Below are 16,846 nucleotides of genomic sequence, written 5' to 3' on the forward strand. Positions count from 1 at the left end.
CATCAAGGTGTTTTTCTCATTCTAAAAGGAATATCTTTACGTCGATATACACTCAGCACAATCCCCATTATAAATGCATGAAACAGAGTTGGTATCAAGCCGTAACTAATAAAGGGTAATGATATAGAAACACGTGGTAATATCCCAAGAATCATGCCAACGTTATAAACGAAATGGAATACAAAAAGAGTTACTCCACCAACGAGGAGTAATTTACCATAACCATCATTTATTTTATAAGCTATATTCATTATTCTTACTGCAAAAAGAGACAAAATCAAGACAAGAACTAGCGCAAGCACATATCCATAATAGTAAGTCAAACTTGCAAATACAAAATCAGTATGAGTAGCAGGGATAGACTTTATATTTCCATATGTACCAAACCAACCTGCCGATGCCATTGCCTCTTTTAAACGTAAATACCATTGATCATGCTCTGGGTTTAAAAACCCTAAAATTCTAGCTATCCGGTATTCTTTTACAGCAGACCAGGAAAATAGATCTCTAATAATAAGAAGAAAAATTGGTAACATTGTAATGAGCCATGCTGTTTTCTTTCCTATCTTACTCCACCAAAGCATAACGAATACCATCGTCATATAGATGAAAATTGGCACCATAATCGATGTCGTTAAAAATAGATATAAAGAAAATAAATACAACATGAAAAGATGTATAAACTTTAATCTACTGTTATTAAAAAAAGAAGCCCAGGCTAGAAAAAAGAATGGTATCGTCATTAAACAGTCAATTTTGATGGGACCAATTTTCATTAACGCTTCCCCATTTATAGAAATAGTCGGAAAACATTTTATAGCTAACAAGATAAGTATTCCAATTGTATAAAACAGCCATCCAAACCTCTCTAGCTTCCGGTAATCAAGCAACATCATCCCAATGGCTGTTGCAATCCCAAGAATTACAAAAATTACTTTGTTCATTAGTAAATCATCCGTATGCCCAAAAGCGATTATTGGTAAAAAACCTAATCCCATAGCAGCTACTAATAAAATAAGTAAAAACCAATCCACCTTTGGCTTATGAAGTTTATTAAGTTCTTGCCCTAGTTTAATCGGACTTCCCATTTGTTCCACCGCTTTATTTTCAGCGACTTCCTCGCTCAAACCTTTTTCTATCCATGTGTTCTTCGCCTGTTTTAGGTGAAAATCTAGTTCCGTTGCTACAAAATCTTTCGCTTCTTTTGATTTAATATAATTCGTAACTTCGCTTACAAAACGCTCCCCTTTTTTATTCAATTTCTCCTCACTCCTGTACTAAGCCTTTTAATATAAATTGTACCTTCGTAGCATTTTTTTCTGCCTTTCGCAGCATCTTTCTCCCTTTATCGTTTAATTGATAATATTTCGCTCCTGCATGATCCCAGCTAGATTGGATCAAACGGTTCTGTTCCAGACGATGTAATACGGTATATAAAAACCCTTCATTTCCTTCGAATTTCCGAATCCCTCTCCCTCGTAGTAGCTGTGACAATTCGTACCCTGTTTTTTCATTACTGAGGAGTTGTAAAATCGCTAAAGAGATGTCCTCTTCCTTCTCGTTTGAAGCATTGATTTTTTCGCGCACCTGCTTTCGATGTTGATCAGAAAAACTCAAATGTTTAAACGTTGTATTCTCCATTGATTTTCGCAGGCCTTTTAATTGATCTTCCATTTGATTATTCCTCCAATCCTTTCTTCAAAAGCTCCTTCGCTTTTTTCAGTCTCGTTTTTATCGTATTTTCCTTTACGTCTATTACTATAGCAATCTCTTTAATTGATAACTCTTCATAATAAAATAGATAAATGACTTCTCGATATTTTATCGGTAAATTCATTACTGCAGAAGCCAGTTCACGGTCCTCCGCATTTTGAATGACAGTTTGTTCGACACTACCATTTTGACCCCCCATATAAGCAGCTTCATCCTCTGTCACGATCACCTTGTTGTTATACCAACTTTTTATATAGTCCTTACATTGATTAATCGCAATTCTCCATAACCACGTTTTCACATTCGACTTCCCTTTATATGTATGCAGAAATTTATAGCATTTCACAAATATATCTTGCGTTACATCCTCAGCAATCTCTTTATTGTTTACATATGAATACACAAGCTGCAGGACTTCTTGTCCATACTTGTTCATAATTTCATCGATAAGGAGTTCCTTACCTTCTATTTCAAACGCTTCTACCGTTAATTCATCCACATCATTTCCTCCTTCCCATATATTAGACGACGCACTGTATGAAAAAGTTTTATAAATACATAAAAAAATACGGATGGTAATGTCCATACCGTTTTTTTATGAATATTTATTTACTTCTTTTCCCCTGACACTAATGCTCTGCTTAAAAACAGGAATTTTCATCCATATATCTTGTTCCCTATTTTAAAACATAATACAATTAAAATGTAACTTAACAAGCTATAACTAGTAGGTGTGGCAATCATCTCTTCCATTTTGAAAAAGGGGGGAGGTGATAATATAATCGCGATGTTTATAATTAAATTAGTGTATGGTATCCTAACCGGAGCTGGCGTTGTCATCGGTAGAAGATACGTCGGTCCGTGGCTAATTTCTGTATACAAAAAAGCGAGAACCACCCTGCTTCGTGGAAAAGGTAAGGGCGGTTCTCGGCTAAAACGTTAATGTAATTGTCTTATAACCGCACCTACTACCACCACAATAGCAAGTTAGGTTACACAAGGCAGAAGTTTCTCAGGCTTCTGTCTTTTTTATTTTATGCAAAATTCACACTACATACTCTATCATCATTGTAACACATTTTATTTATTTTTAGTCAAGAGAAAAACCACCTAAAGGGCTCCCCTTCAGGTGGTTCTCTATTTTACGCTAACGCAGCTAGACTTTTTCAAGTTCAGCTGTGCCGCTCTCATCATTTATAGCACCAATAAAGACGGATTATGTACCCGCTTCATAACAGTATGAGTAAACAAGGAACAACACCTATTACGAATATAAAAAATCCTCTCACTATATAGCACCTATGTTTTCAGCAATACTCTATTACCATCAAACTAAATTTGTATAATTTAAACTACAGAATAGCAAGCTAATTTTCAAATATCTTCTTGCGCATTATCCTAAATTTATTATCTATTTGTATCATGCTTATAAATAAAAGATATCCTACCGACGCACCGAGCATATTTATAGCAATCCGCCACACATCAAAAACATCAGACAAAGTTAGTAAATGTAATATCTCCCAAACAAGAAAGGTCATAACATACCACTTACGAGCTTTCTTATAGTTAGAAGAATATTCCATAAAAAAAGAACCACCTCAAGGCTCCCCTTCAGGTAGTTCTCTATTTTACGCTAACGCAGCTGCTTGCTCTTGTTGATCTACAGGAATTACAGCATCTGTTAATGCTTTTTCTAATTCTGCTGTGTATTTCATTTGCTCTTCTTTGCTCCAGCCTAGTTTCGCAGCCATGTAGTTGATTACTGCTTCTTTCCACTCGTATACCCAGTGGATATTGAAGAATACAGCGCCTCTGCGGCGTACGAAGAAGTCAACTGGTTTTGCTGTCATTTCGTAATCCATTGCGTATACAAGAGGGATTAGAACGTCAAGCGGCATGTTGTATTCTTTCGCTTCGTCTTTATGTTTTTTCGCTAAGTCAAATAGTACGTCAACGTTAGAGCCGTAGAATTTCGCGAATTCTTCTGCTTGTGCTGTTGTTAAACCATATTTCGTACCTTCGCCAGCTTTTTTCGCAACAAATGCTGGGAATCCGTGTGAACCATCTACATGTCCACCAGAGATTGGCATATGTTTCGTGTCGCTCTTCGGATATGCGCTATGACCTTCTTTTTGTAGTAAGTTCGTTACGTAGTCTACTACCATTTCAGCCATTTTGCGGTATCCTGTTAATTTACCACCTGCGATTGTAATTAAACCAGATTCAGAAGTCCAAATTTCGTCTTTACGAGAAATTTCAGATGCACTCTTACCTTCTTCGTAAATTAACGGACGTACACCAGCCCAGCTTGACTCGATGTCTTTTTCCGTAATTTTTACGCTTGGGAACATGTAGTTAATCGCATTAATGATGTATGTGCGATCTTCTGTTGTCATTTGTGGTACAGCTGCGTCTTTATCGTAGAACGTATCTGTTGTACCTACATAAGTTTTTCCGCCGCGAGGAATCGCGAATACCATACGTTTATCTGGCGTATCGAAGTAAATCGCTTGGCCTAATGGGAAACGTTTTTGATCAATTACTAAGTGAACACCTTTTGATAACTGAAGTACTTTTCCTTTTTTCGAGTTATCTTTTTCACGAAGTGTATCTACCCAAGGACCTGCTGCGTTTACAATTTTCTTACCGTAAACTTCATATACTTCACCGTCTAGTAAATCGATTACACGTACACCACATACTTTTCCATCTTTATATAAGAAACCATCTACTTTTGCGTAGTTAACAGCTTTTGCACCGCGTTCAATTGCTTCTTTCATTACTTCAATTGTAAGACGCGCATCGTCTGTACGATATTCTACGTAGTAACCGCCGCCTTTTAATCCTTCTTTTTTTACAAGAGGCTCTTTCTTCAGCGTTTCTTCACGGTTAAACATTTTTCTGCGCTCGCTTCGTTTTACACCTGCTAAGAAGTCGTATACACGAAGACCAATTGATGTACTAAATGATCCAAACGTACCGCCTGTATGGAATGGAAGTAACATCCACTCTGGTGTTGTTACATGGGGACCGTTCTCATATACGATCGCACGCTCTTTACCTACTTCTGCTACCATTTTCACTTCAAGTTGTTTTAAATAACGTAGACCACCGTGTACAAGTTTCGTTGAACGACTTGATGTACCTGCTGCAAAGTCCTGCATTTCAAACACAATTGTTGATAACCCGCGTGTTGCTCCATCTAATGCAATACCAGAACCAGTAATACCTCCACCAATTACGATCACATCTAACTCTTGTTTATTTACTCCGTTTAATACGTCTTTACGTTGTTTACTTGAAAATTTCATGGTAATTCCTCCCTTTGATAACGAAAAAAGAGACCACAAACTCCGCTATAGATTTCGCCTCTATAGCGCGTTGTGGTCTCTCCAAATCTCCTACCGAATTATTAACTTGTCACCATTATAACACTGTTTATGATTATTTGAAAGCTTTTGTTGCTTCAATTGCTTTTTTCCATCCAGCATATAGCTCTTCGCTTGTTTTCGCTTCCATCGTTGGTTCAAAGCGTTTGTCCATATGCCACTGTTCTTTAATTTCATCTTGGTTTTTCCAATATCCAACCGCAAGACCAGCTAAGTATGCTGCACCTAGAGCCGTTGTTTCGTTGATCACTGGACGCTCTACAGGAACATCTAAAATATCACTTTGGAACTTCATTAAGAAGTTATTTTTAACTGCTCCGCCATCAACGCGTAATGTTTTCAGTTCAATACCTGAATCTGCTTCCATTGCGCATAATACATCTTTCGTTTGGTAAGCTAAAGATTCTAGCGTTGCGCGAATGAAGTGCTCTTTCGTCGTACCGCGTGTTACACCAAACATAGCGCCGCGTACTTCACTATCCCAATAAGGTGTTCCTAGTCCAACGAATGCTGGTACAACGTATACACCATCAGTTGATTCAACGCGACTCGCATACACTTCACTCTCACTTGCATCTTTAAACATGCGCATTCCGTCACGTAACCACTGAATTGCAGAACCCGCTACGAAAATACTTCCTTCTAATGCGTAGTTTACTTTACCATCTATTCCCCATGCAATTGTTGTTAATAGACCGTGCTCAGAAGCTACTGCTTTTTCACCTGTGTTCATTAACATGAAGCAACCAGTTCCGTAAGTATTTTTCGCCATACCTTCACCGAAACAAGCTTGTCCAAATAATGCTGCTTGTTGGTCACCAGCTACACCTGCAATCGGTACATTTTGACCGAAGAAGTGGTAATCAATTGTTTCTCCGTAAATTTCAGATGATGGACGTACTTCTGGAAGCATGCTCTTTGGTACTGTTAACATTTCTAGAAGCTCATCATCCCACTGTAAGTCGTGAATATTAAACATTAACGTACGTGATGCGTTTGAATAATCTGTTACGTGTGCTTTACCACCAGATAGTTTCCATACAAGCCACGAATCAATTGTTCCGAATAATAGATCGCCGTTTTCTGCTTTCTCTCTTGCACCTTCAACGTTATCTAAAATCCATTTTACTTTCGTACCAGAGAAGTATGCATCAATTAAAAGACCTGTTTTTTCGCGAACCATTTCGCTATAACCTTTTTCTTTTAACTCATCACAAATTTCAGCTGTTTGGCGAGATTGCCATACAATTGCGTTGTAAATTGGTTTACTAGTTGTTTTATCCCAGACAACCGTTGTTTCACGTTGGTTCGTAATACCGATACCAGCGATTTGTTCTGGTTTTACATCTGCTTCGCTTAAGCAAGTTGCGATAACTGCTAAAATAGATCCCCAAATTTCTTGCGCATTATGCTCTACCCAGCCCGGCTTTGGAAAATGTTGTGTAAACTCTTTTTGAGCTGAATGAACAATTTCACCTTTTTTATTGAATAAAATTGCGCGTGAGCTTGTTGTTCCTTGGTCTAATGAAAGAATATATTTTTTCATATCGGTTTCCCCCTTATGCTACTTTTCTACTATTTGTATTGCTTCCGCTTTTTTTACTTGTCATATAAGAGATTGCTAGTACAATCACAGTTGCGATAATCACATAAATAAGTGCTGAATTTTGTTTTCCTTCAAATACAACTTGATGGAATAAACCTGCAAGTGATCCACCTAAAATTGGACCAACTACTGGAATCCATGCATACTTCCAGTTTGAACCGCCTTTTCCTGCAATCGGAAGGAAGAAGTGTGCGATACGCGGACCCAAATCACGCGCTGGGTTAATTGCGTATCCTGTTGTCCCGCCTAATGATAAACCAATACTTACAATTAAGAAACCTACGATAAATGGATTTAATCCATCTGCAAATTTATTTGCACCAATTGCTAATATACCAAATACTAAAACGAATGATCCAATCATTTCACTTAAAAGGTTTGCAAATGTGTTCGGAATTGCTGGACCTGTTGCAAATACACCTAACTTTGTTCCTGGATCTTCTGTTTCTTTCCAGTGTGGTAAGTAATGTAAATATACGATAACTGCCCCGATAATTGCCCCAATCATTTGTGCTGCGATATAACCAGGTACGTCACTCCATGGGAACGCTCCCTTAAATGCTAATCCTATTGTTAAAGCTGGATTCAAATGTGCCCCACTAATTGATCCAACCGCATATGCTGCAACCGCTACCGCTAAGCCCCAGCCCATTGTAATTACAATCCAACCAGAATCTTTCGCAAACGACTTCTTTAAACTTACACCAGCACAAACGCCGCCACCAAGTACGATTAACAACGCAGTCCCTATTAACTCTCCTAAAAATGCTGACATAGTATCCCTCCACAATCAATTTAAACGCTTCCAAATGTGATAGAGGTAAAATGAATGGCCATTCGTTTTTGTCAAAAGAAAAAGACCCACAGCTTGCACGCTTCTATATAAATTTATATAGAAACAATGAAATGTGGATCTCTACTTTTCTCCGTCACGTTTATTAACTTGTCTATAATGTTAACCGTAAATGAAAGCGGTGTCAACGAAAAAATTCACATTTTCGTCACTTTTTTTGGTAATGTTTCCATAGTTCGCGTTTTGATGTCGTAATTGCTGTCGCACCAGCGTTTAAAGCTCTTTCCACATCTTCTACAGTACGAATAAAACCACCTGCTAAAATCGGTACACCAGTACGCTCTTTCACTTCAGCGATAACGTCCGTTAATGCTCCAGGAAGTACCTCAATATAATCCGGTTTCGTCTTATCTAAAAGATTGCAGCTCTTCTCCATCGCACTCGAATCGATTAAAAAGATGCGTTGTATTGCCACAACACCTTTTTGCTTCGCCTTCATAATAACGCTCGCCTTTGTTGAAAGTAACCCGTACGGTCTAAACTCCTGACATAAATATTCCGTCGCATGCCCATCACTCTGCAAACCATGAATTAAATCCACATGTAAAAACACCTTTTTACAATATTGCTTCGCAAGCGATATAACACTCTTCAATTGGCCGACATGAATATCTAAAATAACAATATATTCATACGAACTATGTAATAGCTTTTCCAAATCTTTAATTTGCCTCACTGCCGGCAAAATCTTCTGTTCATGAAATTCCATTCTCTATATCCCCTTCTTTATGTCATCCTATCCTTTATAGTACACAATTTAAGTGAAAAGAACAGCTAGTGTAGGGGATTTCTTTCAAATCTTTCCTCTATCTATATATTTTCTTCAACTTATCCGATCCCATACCACCTATAATCATGAATGCAAGGGGTAAAAGATTCATTACATATGGTGCATCTGCTACAATTGTAATACTTGCTCCAGCAAACTTATTTAGCATCCATACAACGATTTTTGCAATAAACAAAAATACTCCTATCATAAATAGACTATCAAAAAACACCTTCCATTTTGGATACGCCAATTGCTTACTATCTTCAATTACTTTCTGCGTCAATTCTTCATCACCCCTTAGCAGTTCATCAATTGTAATACCGAACAGATCACTTAAATGAATAATAATTTCAATGCTCAGATAGTTCTTTCCCGTCTCCCATTTCGAAACAGATTGCCTGCTCACATGAATTTTTTCAGCCAAATCATTTTGCGACCAATTTCTTTTTTCCCTTTCTTCTTTTAAACGCTCACTAAAAATCATACTGTGTTTATCACCTCTCTATGCCCATTATGTTCAAATAAATGATGAAGAGTAAAGCTAGTTATCGTTGCATTTCCTGCGCAACTTATGCGTTACAGCTTATAATGGCGCTCTTTTATATGTATCTTCCCTATACTATGCTCCAATAATAATTTCCCGAACAATAATACAAGGAACGGATACTAATAAAGTGAAACTTTAATCAACCCTCACCAATCGGGCTTTTACGGACAGCCCGCCCCCCCACCTAACTTCTTTGCTTCCGCTGAATTTTGAGGTGGGGTCTTACTGCCCGGCAAATAGCGGGATAAAGACTAGATTAGGCATAAAAAATACGCCATCCCTTCTTATCAGTCTCCAGAAAGAATAACGCAAATTTTCATTTTTACTCATCATTTTTCGGACTATATGAAAACCCCGGATATTTCACAACAGGCCTCTTCTCCTTACGCAGGGAATCCATTACTTGCGGGCCAACATGTATATTACTCTCCACTATTTCTTTAGGAGTCAGTGCCATCCATTGATTTAACGATACATCTTCAAAACGATTACTTCTGAACATCTCTAAAAACCATAATGTTTCGGTACCTGTATTTTGAATATAATGCCCCGTCGCAAACGGTACATATCCGACATCGCCAGCTCTATAATCAAATGTACGAGCGGTACCATTTCCAAGAAACACAGTCATTCTCGCTTCCCCTGTCAAATAATATTGCCATTCATCATTATTCGGGTGCCAATGAAGTTCTCTCATTCCGCCAGGCTCAACCTCAACGAGCGCTGCTGCGATTGTTTTGGAAATAGGGAAATTTGTAGAATCTACAATTCGAACGCTACCACCAGGCGTCTTAATCGGCTTTTGTTTTAACAATTCATGTTTAAATGTTAAAGGAACTTCTCCTTTCGGTGATTGAATTTCCTGACTTTCAAGCGAACCTGGCACCTCTCCTTGATAAATATAAACTTGATCTGAAGGGATAGAACGAAAAGCACTCTCAGGTACTCCGAAATTAGCCGACAACACTTCTTTTGGCGTATGCGCAAACCAATCAGAAATAGCTAAAGTAGATAAATCAGAAAAATGCCCATCATCGAAAACGAGTAGAAATTCACAATGTTCCAATCCTTGAATGGAATGTGGAATACCAGGCGGAAAATACCAAAGATCACCTGGTCCAACATCAGCAATAAAATTCCGTCCATTTTGATCAACAGCCGTTATGCGTGCCCGTCCTAAAAGCATATACGCCCATTCCGCTTCTTTATGCCAATGTAGTTCTCGTACTCCACCGGCCGTTAAACTCATATTTACTCCCGCAATCGTCGTCGAAACCGGTAGTTCTCGAACAGTAATCTCCCGAGACCACCCGCCTTGTTTCAAAATCATAGAAGTGTCCGAGAATGAAAACTTCAAGTTAGGAACTAATCCTGCATCCGTTATAGGCGGAACAAGCATATTCGGATTTTGAATATCCCGCATAACATTACGAGGTCCAGAATCAATCGTACCTGCTCCGTCGCTGCGGATTGGTTGTGGCACATTCCCTCCCGCTTCATTAACAGTACGTTTCTTCATGATTACACTCCTTTTTCATCCAATTAGTAAGTAAAAAGCCTCCATCATAGTGTATGAATTGGGCTTTGGATGGTTACAGTTACTATGGAGTTACATCATCTGCCTATCATTATCGTTTTGTTCATTTCTCAACTTATACTAGTATGCTTAGCGCTTAGGAAGACAAAAAAATAAACTAGAACTAACAAAAAACCCTGTAAAATTTATTACAGAGTTTTTCACCAATTATTTATTGTTTTACATATCGAATACGAACATTATCGTCCATTTGATAAATTTGTAATGTGTTTCCATAACTAATTCCTAACTCTTCACTTACACCAACTGCACTTACAAATACCCCTTTAAATACTTTATTTTTAGTTGGTTTTACTACCGATACTCTTCGCTGCCTCTTCAAACAGTTTCGAACCTTCTTGTGCTTTACTTACTGATTGATGCATTTTACTTTCGTCTTCCTGATCTAATGCATCAAAGAGAAGTTGAAAACAATCCGCATATAGTTCCATCGACTGCTTTATCTTCGCCTGTTCTCCCTGTAACTCTGGAGGCGCTTGTAGATTCTTCAGCTTTGTAGCAGTTGCCTTTGCTCCACCTAAACTCAGTTGTACTTCACTTTTCTTTTGTTTGTATGATTTTACGTCTGAATCTGCTATTCCTTCAATTAATTTCATTGTATTTTCAATTTGAGTAGCACTATTTATGATATCTGCCTTGTACCTTTCAACATCTGAACCAGTTACCTTACCAGTTGAAGAACTAGAAGAAGTTGAATTATTTGAAGAAGAACTTGGTTGACTACTTGATGAACTACTGTTTGTACCTTCACCTTTCGCTACAGATAAGCTATCCTCTTTCTTGCCATCAGTTGACTTACTCTCTTTTTCAGAAGTCTTATTCTCTTTCTCTACCTTTTGCGTTTCTTCTTTCTTTGGTTCAGCTTTCTTACCATCAGTTTCAATTGTAATACAACCACTCAATAACATAACTGGTAACGCTAAACTTACTAATTTCTTTGCTTTCATGATTACTAATACCCCTTTATTTGTAAAATGTAGTGCAAACAAGTTAATATACTTAACTAATAAATTCCCCCCGAATAATTTATTAAAATCTACTATCCATAGATTTCCTGTATATTCATAATCTTTCCATATATAAGATTTTACAAAGAATTACATATTTGGTCAAAGGGATTTATGTAGTTTTTAAAAGGAAATTTACTAAACGAAAAGAAAATTTTAATCACAAAGAAAAGAAGCTAACAATAAATTGTTAACTTCTCAGCTTAAGGAAAAAATAGTATCTTTCCTTATCTTCTACTATCTAGATTGTGGATGAACCATATACCGCTCCCTCAAAAGAAAAAAGCTACCACCTAGGCAATAATTTCTACTAAGTGGTAACCTTTCAAAATTTCTATTAAAGCAATACCGAATCTTTATCACTATCCTGATTACGTTTCTCACGCTCTTCTTCTAAACGCTTCATATATACTTCGCCTTCTTTTTCGATAAACTCATTATCCATATCTTGCTCTTTTTTCGAAGTATATAAAACCATGTAGCCACTTAATACAATCCCAACAATTACAAGATAAACCCACCATGGTAAAGTTTCCACTCTACTTCATTCCTTTCCTTAGACAAGCCTTATTAGTTTCACTCTATGAGGAAAGAAGTGGATTTATGCTTAAAATTTTTATTGTGGATGCTTCGCGAAAAATGCTTGTACATATTCCATAAACTCAATTGGTTCCTGACGAAACGGTGCGTGGTATCCTTTTTCAATAATATGAAACGTACTATTTGCAAATAGCCCATGATACAGTTCACCATTTTTCCACGAAACACTCTTATCATGTCGTCCCCATATAATTAAAGTCGGTGCCTTAATTTTATCAGCTTCCATCGCAATGCGGCGCTCTCGCATTTTCGTAAGCTGATCATAATGCTCTTTATCATCACGACTATTTTTTACTTCATTTTTATTATACTTCGTAATCTCAGTTACAGTTTGTAAGTCCGTCGATAGCGGTGGTACTTCATAACTTTCTTTTTGCTGGAAAGACTCTATCCCTGTAGCATCCGCCAAGATGAGATGCGTCACTGCATCTGGATATAAATACGCTAAATTGAGAGACATCTCTCCGCCCATCGAATGACCAAGTACTGCGAATTGATCATACCCGAGCTTCTTCATTAACTTATAATATAAATTAACTTGCGCAGGAAACGAATACTGAAAATCAACTGGCTTAGAAGAACGTCCAAACCCTAAAATATCAACCGCTATAATCGTGTGATCTCGTACAAGTTCCGGATAAATATCACTAAACCCATCAGAAGAACCACCAAACCCATGCAACATGAGTAACGGAGGTTTCCCCTCACCAATTTGCTTAAAATAAATCGTCTGCCCATCAATTTGCGCCATACTCTCTTTCGTATTCAGCTTCATCATAACAGTATCTTTCACTTCTTCAACCTTCGCAATCGGCTTATCAACGAAGTTACATACGATAAGCAAAACAAGCACAATACCGCTAATCAAATAAAACTTAAACCGTTTCAAAGTTCCCGTCTCCTTTCTTGAGTTGCTATTTAAAGTTTTTACATTTTTTGGTTATTTTATGTTCTCTTTTTAATTGTAACTAAAACAGTTACAATTATACTAAAAAAATATAACTCACTTCTATTACTAATGGTTATTCTGTAACTATTATAGTTACATATTTAAAGTAAGTCAATTCTTTTCTCTACATGGCCTGAAAATAGAAAAAGGGACTTCATGTTGAAGTCCCTTTCTTTGTTATTATAGTTGGCTTACTCCGCCGTCGCCTTTATTATCTGCTGGTGCTCCGCCTGTGTCACCAATGTTAACGTAGTCTGGTCTTGCTGGTGCTCCGCCACCATCTCCTTTATTAAGTGCAACTGAATTAAAATCATGAAATCCTAGAGATAAAGTAAATGCGAACCCTATTACCGTTAATACAATTTTTCTCATTATTTTAACGCTCCTTTTATCATTTGTTTTTTTCTTGCTTCTTTACTCATATGATAATATTCGCTAGATTTTTCATGATTGTTTTCATAATAAAATTTATCTGCTAAGCGTTCCGTATACTCTTGAATACAATCAAATAATTCTTCTTTTTCAAAATAAGAAATCGCATCTAAAATAACATTTTCAAATTCACCAGTAGTCGCATTCATTTTATTTAAAATCATGAATCGGTATTGATACTCTTGATTTTTTAACTGATTACAAATACGTAACCCTTTATTCATTAACGACTCTGCTTTTTCTAATTCATTTAGTTTTAGGTATTCGTCTGATTCCAAGTATAGTGCTCGAAAATGATTAGGAGATTTCTTTGTTACTTCTGATAAGTGACGGATAGCTAACTCAGATAAATTTTGATTCGCGTACAATAAACCTAAATTATTTCTAACCATTAATATATATTTTTCATGATTAACTTGTTGGAAAACATTCAATGCTGTATTAAATGTTTCTTCAGCGAACTCGAATTGTTGTAAATCAATATAACACAACCCTAACATATTCTCGCACAACGCAAGATTAATCTCATAACCTGGTTGTTTTAAAAAAAACTCTTTTGCTGTTTTTATTTGATCAATCGCTAACATTTGTTGATATGATTGGTTATAAAGATATCCATAACGATAATGAAACTCCGCATGTTCTATCGGATCGGCAATATATTTCAATAACTTCTCAGCTTGCTCATACTGTTCTTTCGCTTCATTATAATTTGAAATTAATGTGCAATGAAACCCTTTAAAAAAGTGATAGTAATAAGCTAGAACACCTTCTGCCGGGATTTCAAAAGATTCTACTTTATCAAAACTATCTTCTCTAACCCCAATCCAATCAACTAATGCACCATATCTAAAATTCAACAACGCATGATAAAGCAATACATCCTGATCCACGTCCAACCCACTAATCTTACTTTCAATCTCCTCTTTCATTTCCGTGGCCTTCTCTATATTTTGCTGCAACATTACACGATACCAATCATCTAAAGAATGTTTCATTTGCTCCCGCGTTACTACATCTGCTCCCATACACTCGCATCCCCTTTTCTCCAAAATTACAAAATTAGGATTTTTATACAATTATTAAAATTGTATATTACCACTCCTTTTCTATGCATTGAAAAATAATTATCAGAAAATTTAATATTTTAATTAATTATACCAAAGTTTTCCTTTTTAATAACTTGAGAAATAATTGTCAGAAAACTTACTAGGATAAATAAAAAAGCAAGTAGTTCCAGCACTCCGCTAAAACTACTTGCTCTCCTACTTACTATCTCTATTTTTACTCTTTAATAAATTCCTTCGTACTTCTCACTGTATCAATTGGACGAACTAATTTTTCAATTTCTTCACGTTTTGGCTCTAGGAATGGAGGTAAAGATAATTTTTCGCCAAGTGTTTCGTATGGCTCATCTCCCATAAATCCTGGGCCGTCTGTTGCAAATTCAAATAAGATTTGTGGTGCAACTCTTGTGTATAATGATTCGAAGAAGTGACGGTTTACATAGCCAGATGAAGGAAGTCCAACGCTACTGATTCTCTCAATCCATTCTTCTAATACAGCGCGATCTTCTACGCGGAATGCCGCATGGTGCACTGTACCAAAACCTTGTTGTGCTTCAGGAAGAACTGTATTATGTTCTACAATGACAGAAGCACCGTTTCCACCTTTATTCACTTCAAATAAATAGAATTCTCCTTCTTGCGCAACCTCTTTAAATAATAAAACTTTTTCTAGCACTTCTTTGAAGAAACTAAAGTTTGCAATACGGATGAATACAGGGCCTAAACCAGTAATTGCATATTCTAATGGAACTGGTCCGTTTTGCCATGGTGTACCTGATTCTATACCGTTATCAAGCTCATCTGAAATTAATTGATATTGTTGGTCATCAAAGTCAACGAAAGAAAGAGTTTTCTTACCAAATTGCTCTTTAATTCCTGTATGTTCTACTTCCAAACGGTCAAAGCGTTTCACCCAATACGCTAGTGCTGCATCAGTCGGAACACGGAATGAAGTTTTTGAAATTTCATTCGTACCGTGTACACCTTTCGGAACACCTGGGAAATCAAAGAATGTCATATCTGTTCCTGCACTACCTTTATCATCTGCAAAGAATAAATGATACGTTTGAATATCATCTTGGTTTACTGTTTTCTTAACTAAACGCATTCCTAAAACGTGAGTGAAAAACTCATAGTTCTTTTCTGCACTACTTGTAATCGCTGTAACGTGGTGAATTCCTTTTAATTGGTTCATTTTATATTCCTCCAATGTTTTTTAATTTATATTTTCTCTCCTATTACTTCTCTTCAATAGGTGCTAAATTCGCTTCAATCTCTGCACGCTGATCTTCTAAGAACGGTGGTAAATCAAGTTTTTCTCCTAAATGTTCCACATCTCCATCAACTGTAAATCCTGGTCCATCTGTCGCAATTTCAAAAAGGATTCCGTTTGATTCACGGAAATATAAGCTTTTAAAGTAGAAACGGTCGATGATTCCTGAAGAATGGAAGCCTCTTTGTTTCACCTGTTCTTCCCAATAAGCAAGCTCTGCATCGTTTTTCACGCGAATTGCTAAATGGTGAATGCTACCGCGGCCCGGTTTTTCAGTAGGACCATCTAAATATTTCACAACGATTTCTCCAAAAGCCTCTCCTTTAATGGACTGGAAAATTGCTTCTTGATCATTTCGGCTAACCTCTGTATAACCGAACATCTCTGTAAGTGTACTCGCCATTTTATCAAGTCTACGAACTGTCATTTCTACAGAACCCATTCCTTGAATTTGATGCTTTGTAGGAACTTCTGATTTCTCCCAAGTTTCCCAGTGCTCTACTTTTTCTCCGTTTGAAACGAGTAATACTAAGCGAAGACCTTCAGCATCCTCAAATTGCAAAGCAGGACGATTTGCATATGTTGTTATTTCACTATGTTTCACATCAAATTTCTCAAATCGTTCTTTCCAGTAATGTAAGCTATCCTCTGAAGGAACGAGCAATCCAATTCGAGTAATTGCATTTGTACCGCGATATGTTCTTCCTACTAAAGGAATTTCAAAAAATGATAATTCCGTACCTGGACTTCCTGTTTTATCTCCATAAAATAAGTGGTACATTGACGGATCATCTTGATTTACTGTCATTTTCACACGACGTAAGCCAAGCACATTTTTATAAAAGTGATTATTTTCATTTGCATTTTTCGTAACCATTGAAATGTGATGATGCCCTTTAATTTTATACATTTGTAATTCCTCCACTTCGTTTTACTAGTCAAGTGATGATAAAAAAATAATATGTTTTTTAGCTGTTCAATTTATTCTCATTATGTTTTTGTAAATTCATCTTGGTTTTTACTGCATAAGTTACTTTC

The 16,846-nt window shown here is 36.7% G+C and carries 18 protein-coding genes and 1 pseudogene; 1 reads left to right on the top strand and 18 read right to left on the bottom strand.

Translation table 11 applies throughout. The annotated features are described in order from the left end of the window. Nucleotides 1-2 precede the first annotated feature (2 nt). The 3 genes from QCI79_RS07555 to QCI79_RS07565 are packed head-to-tail and all read right to left on the bottom strand — an operon-like array spanning nt 3 to nt 2,212. The gene (locus tag QCI79_RS07555; RefSeq protein WP_001034651.1) at nt 3-1,259 is read right to left on the bottom strand and encodes an FtsW/RodA/SpoVE family cell cycle protein; all 1,257 of its coding nucleotides are present in this window, start codon (nt 1,257-1,259) and stop codon (nt 3-5) included. Between the two features lie 7 nt (nt 1,260-1,266). Beyond that, on the bottom strand, nt 1,267-1,674 hold the full coding sequence (locus QCI79_RS07560) for a PadR family transcriptional regulator (protein ID WP_000390089.1): 408 nt from the start codon (nt 1,672-1,674) through the stop codon (nt 1,267-1,269). A 4-nt stretch (nt 1,675-1,678) separates the two neighbouring features. Next, nucleotides 1,679-2,212: a sigma-70 family RNA polymerase sigma factor gene (locus QCI79_RS07565; RefSeq protein ID WP_021728436.1), complete on the bottom strand. Its 534-nt coding sequence runs from the start codon at nt 2,210-2,212 to the stop codon at nt 1,679-1,681. 288 nt (nt 2,213-2,500) lie between these two features. Between QCI79_RS07565 and QCI79_RS07570 the strand changes: the two genes are divergently transcribed. Continuing rightward, complete coding sequence (locus QCI79_RS07570) at nt 2,501-2,656, top strand: hypothetical protein (RefSeq protein ID WP_000469930.1); 156 nt, start codon at nt 2,501-2,503, stop codon at nt 2,654-2,656. A gap of 424 nt (nt 2,657-3,080) precedes the next feature. Here QCI79_RS07570 and QCI79_RS07575 read toward each other — a convergent pair. From QCI79_RS07575 to QCI79_RS07645, 15 genes and pseudogenes are all read right to left on the bottom strand, one after another. Then, nucleotides 3,081-3,287, bottom strand: a pseudogene (locus QCI79_RS07575) (hypothetical protein); the annotation flags it as partial. 57 nt (nt 3,288-3,344) lie between these two features. Then, the gene (glpD, locus tag QCI79_RS07580) at nt 3,345-5,027 is read right to left on the bottom strand and encodes an aerobic glycerol-3-phosphate dehydrogenase (RefSeq protein ID WP_000672798.1); all 1,683 of its coding nucleotides are present in this window, start codon (nt 5,025-5,027) and stop codon (nt 3,345-3,347) included. A 133-nt stretch (nt 5,028-5,160) separates the two neighbouring features. Continuing rightward, nucleotides 5,161-6,651: a glycerol kinase GlpK gene (glpK, locus tag QCI79_RS07585; protein ID WP_000760011.1), complete on the bottom strand. Its 1,491-nt coding sequence runs from the start codon at nt 6,649-6,651 to the stop codon at nt 5,161-5,163. A 13-nt stretch (nt 6,652-6,664) separates the two neighbouring features. Continuing rightward, nucleotides 6,665-7,486, bottom strand: coding sequence for a glycerol uptake facilitator protein GlpF (gene glpF / locus QCI79_RS07590; RefSeq protein WP_021728434.1), 822 nt, complete (start codon nt 7,484-7,486; stop codon nt 6,665-6,667). 226 nt (nt 7,487-7,712) lie between these two features. After that, complete coding sequence (gene glpP / locus QCI79_RS07595) at nt 7,713-8,273, bottom strand: glycerol uptake operon antiterminator GlpP (RefSeq protein ID WP_000394285.1); 561 nt, start codon at nt 8,271-8,273, stop codon at nt 7,713-7,715. Nucleotides 8,274-8,370: 97 nt separating this feature from the next. Next, a complete protein-coding gene (locus tag QCI79_RS07600; RefSeq protein WP_000577638.1) occupies nt 8,371-8,820 on the bottom strand; it encodes a helix-turn-helix domain-containing protein in 450 nt (149 codons plus the stop codon). Between the two features lie 385 nt (nt 8,821-9,205). Further along, nucleotides 9,206-10,402, bottom strand: a complete 1,197-nt coding sequence (locus tag QCI79_RS07605) for an oxalate decarboxylase family bicupin (protein ID WP_000747521.1) — start codon at nt 10,400-10,402, stop codon at nt 9,206-9,208. Nucleotides 10,403-10,631: 229 nt separating this feature from the next. Beyond that, complete coding sequence (locus QCI79_RS07610; RefSeq protein WP_002100810.1) at nt 10,632-10,802, bottom strand: hypothetical protein; 171 nt, start codon at nt 10,800-10,802, stop codon at nt 10,632-10,634. Beyond that, nucleotides 10,762-11,427: a DUF7018 domain-containing (lipo)protein gene (locus QCI79_RS07615; RefSeq protein ID WP_000644831.1), complete on the bottom strand. Its 666-nt coding sequence runs from the start codon at nt 11,425-11,427 to the stop codon at nt 10,762-10,764. Before QCI79_RS07615 ends, QCI79_RS07610 begins: the two co-directional genes overlap by 41 nt. A 397-nt stretch (nt 11,428-11,824) precedes the next feature. Beyond that, on the bottom strand, nt 11,825-12,025 hold the full coding sequence (locus tag QCI79_RS07620) for a sporulation YhaL family protein (protein ID WP_000449223.1): 201 nt from the start codon (nt 12,023-12,025) through the stop codon (nt 11,825-11,827). A gap of 78 nt (nt 12,026-12,103) precedes the next feature. Further along, nucleotides 12,104-12,976, bottom strand: a complete 873-nt coding sequence (locus QCI79_RS07625) for an alpha/beta fold hydrolase (RefSeq protein ID WP_000819466.1) — start codon at nt 12,974-12,976, stop codon at nt 12,104-12,106. 240 nt (nt 12,977-13,216) lie between these two features. Further along, nucleotides 13,217-13,408 carry a hypothetical protein gene (locus tag QCI79_RS07630; RefSeq protein WP_001227132.1) on the bottom strand — a complete coding sequence of 64 codons (192 nt, stop codon included), beginning with the start codon at nt 13,406-13,408 and terminating at the stop codon, nt 13,217-13,219. Then, nucleotides 13,408-14,496, bottom strand: a complete 1,089-nt coding sequence (locus tag QCI79_RS07635) for a response regulator aspartate phosphatase (RefSeq protein ID WP_021728433.1) — start codon at nt 14,494-14,496, stop codon at nt 13,408-13,410. The genes QCI79_RS07630 and QCI79_RS07635 overlap by 1 nt, the downstream gene beginning before the upstream one ends. A 256-nt stretch (nt 14,497-14,752) precedes the next feature. Next, entirely contained in the window at nt 14,753-15,730 is a 978-nt protein-coding gene (locus QCI79_RS07640) for a ring-cleaving dioxygenase (RefSeq protein WP_001072572.1), read from the bottom strand. Nucleotides 15,731-15,773: 43 nt separating this feature from the next. Next, on the bottom strand, nt 15,774-16,718 hold the full coding sequence (locus QCI79_RS07645; protein WP_000276675.1) for a ring-cleaving dioxygenase: 945 nt from the start codon (nt 16,716-16,718) through the stop codon (nt 15,774-15,776). Nucleotides 16,719-16,846: the final 128 nt, after the last annotated feature.

The sequence above is a fragment of the Bacillus cereus group sp. MG1 genome (assembly GCF_040460035.1).
GTDB classification, from domain to species: Bacteria; Bacillota; Bacilli; order Bacillales; family Bacillaceae_G; genus Bacillus_A; species Bacillus_A cereus.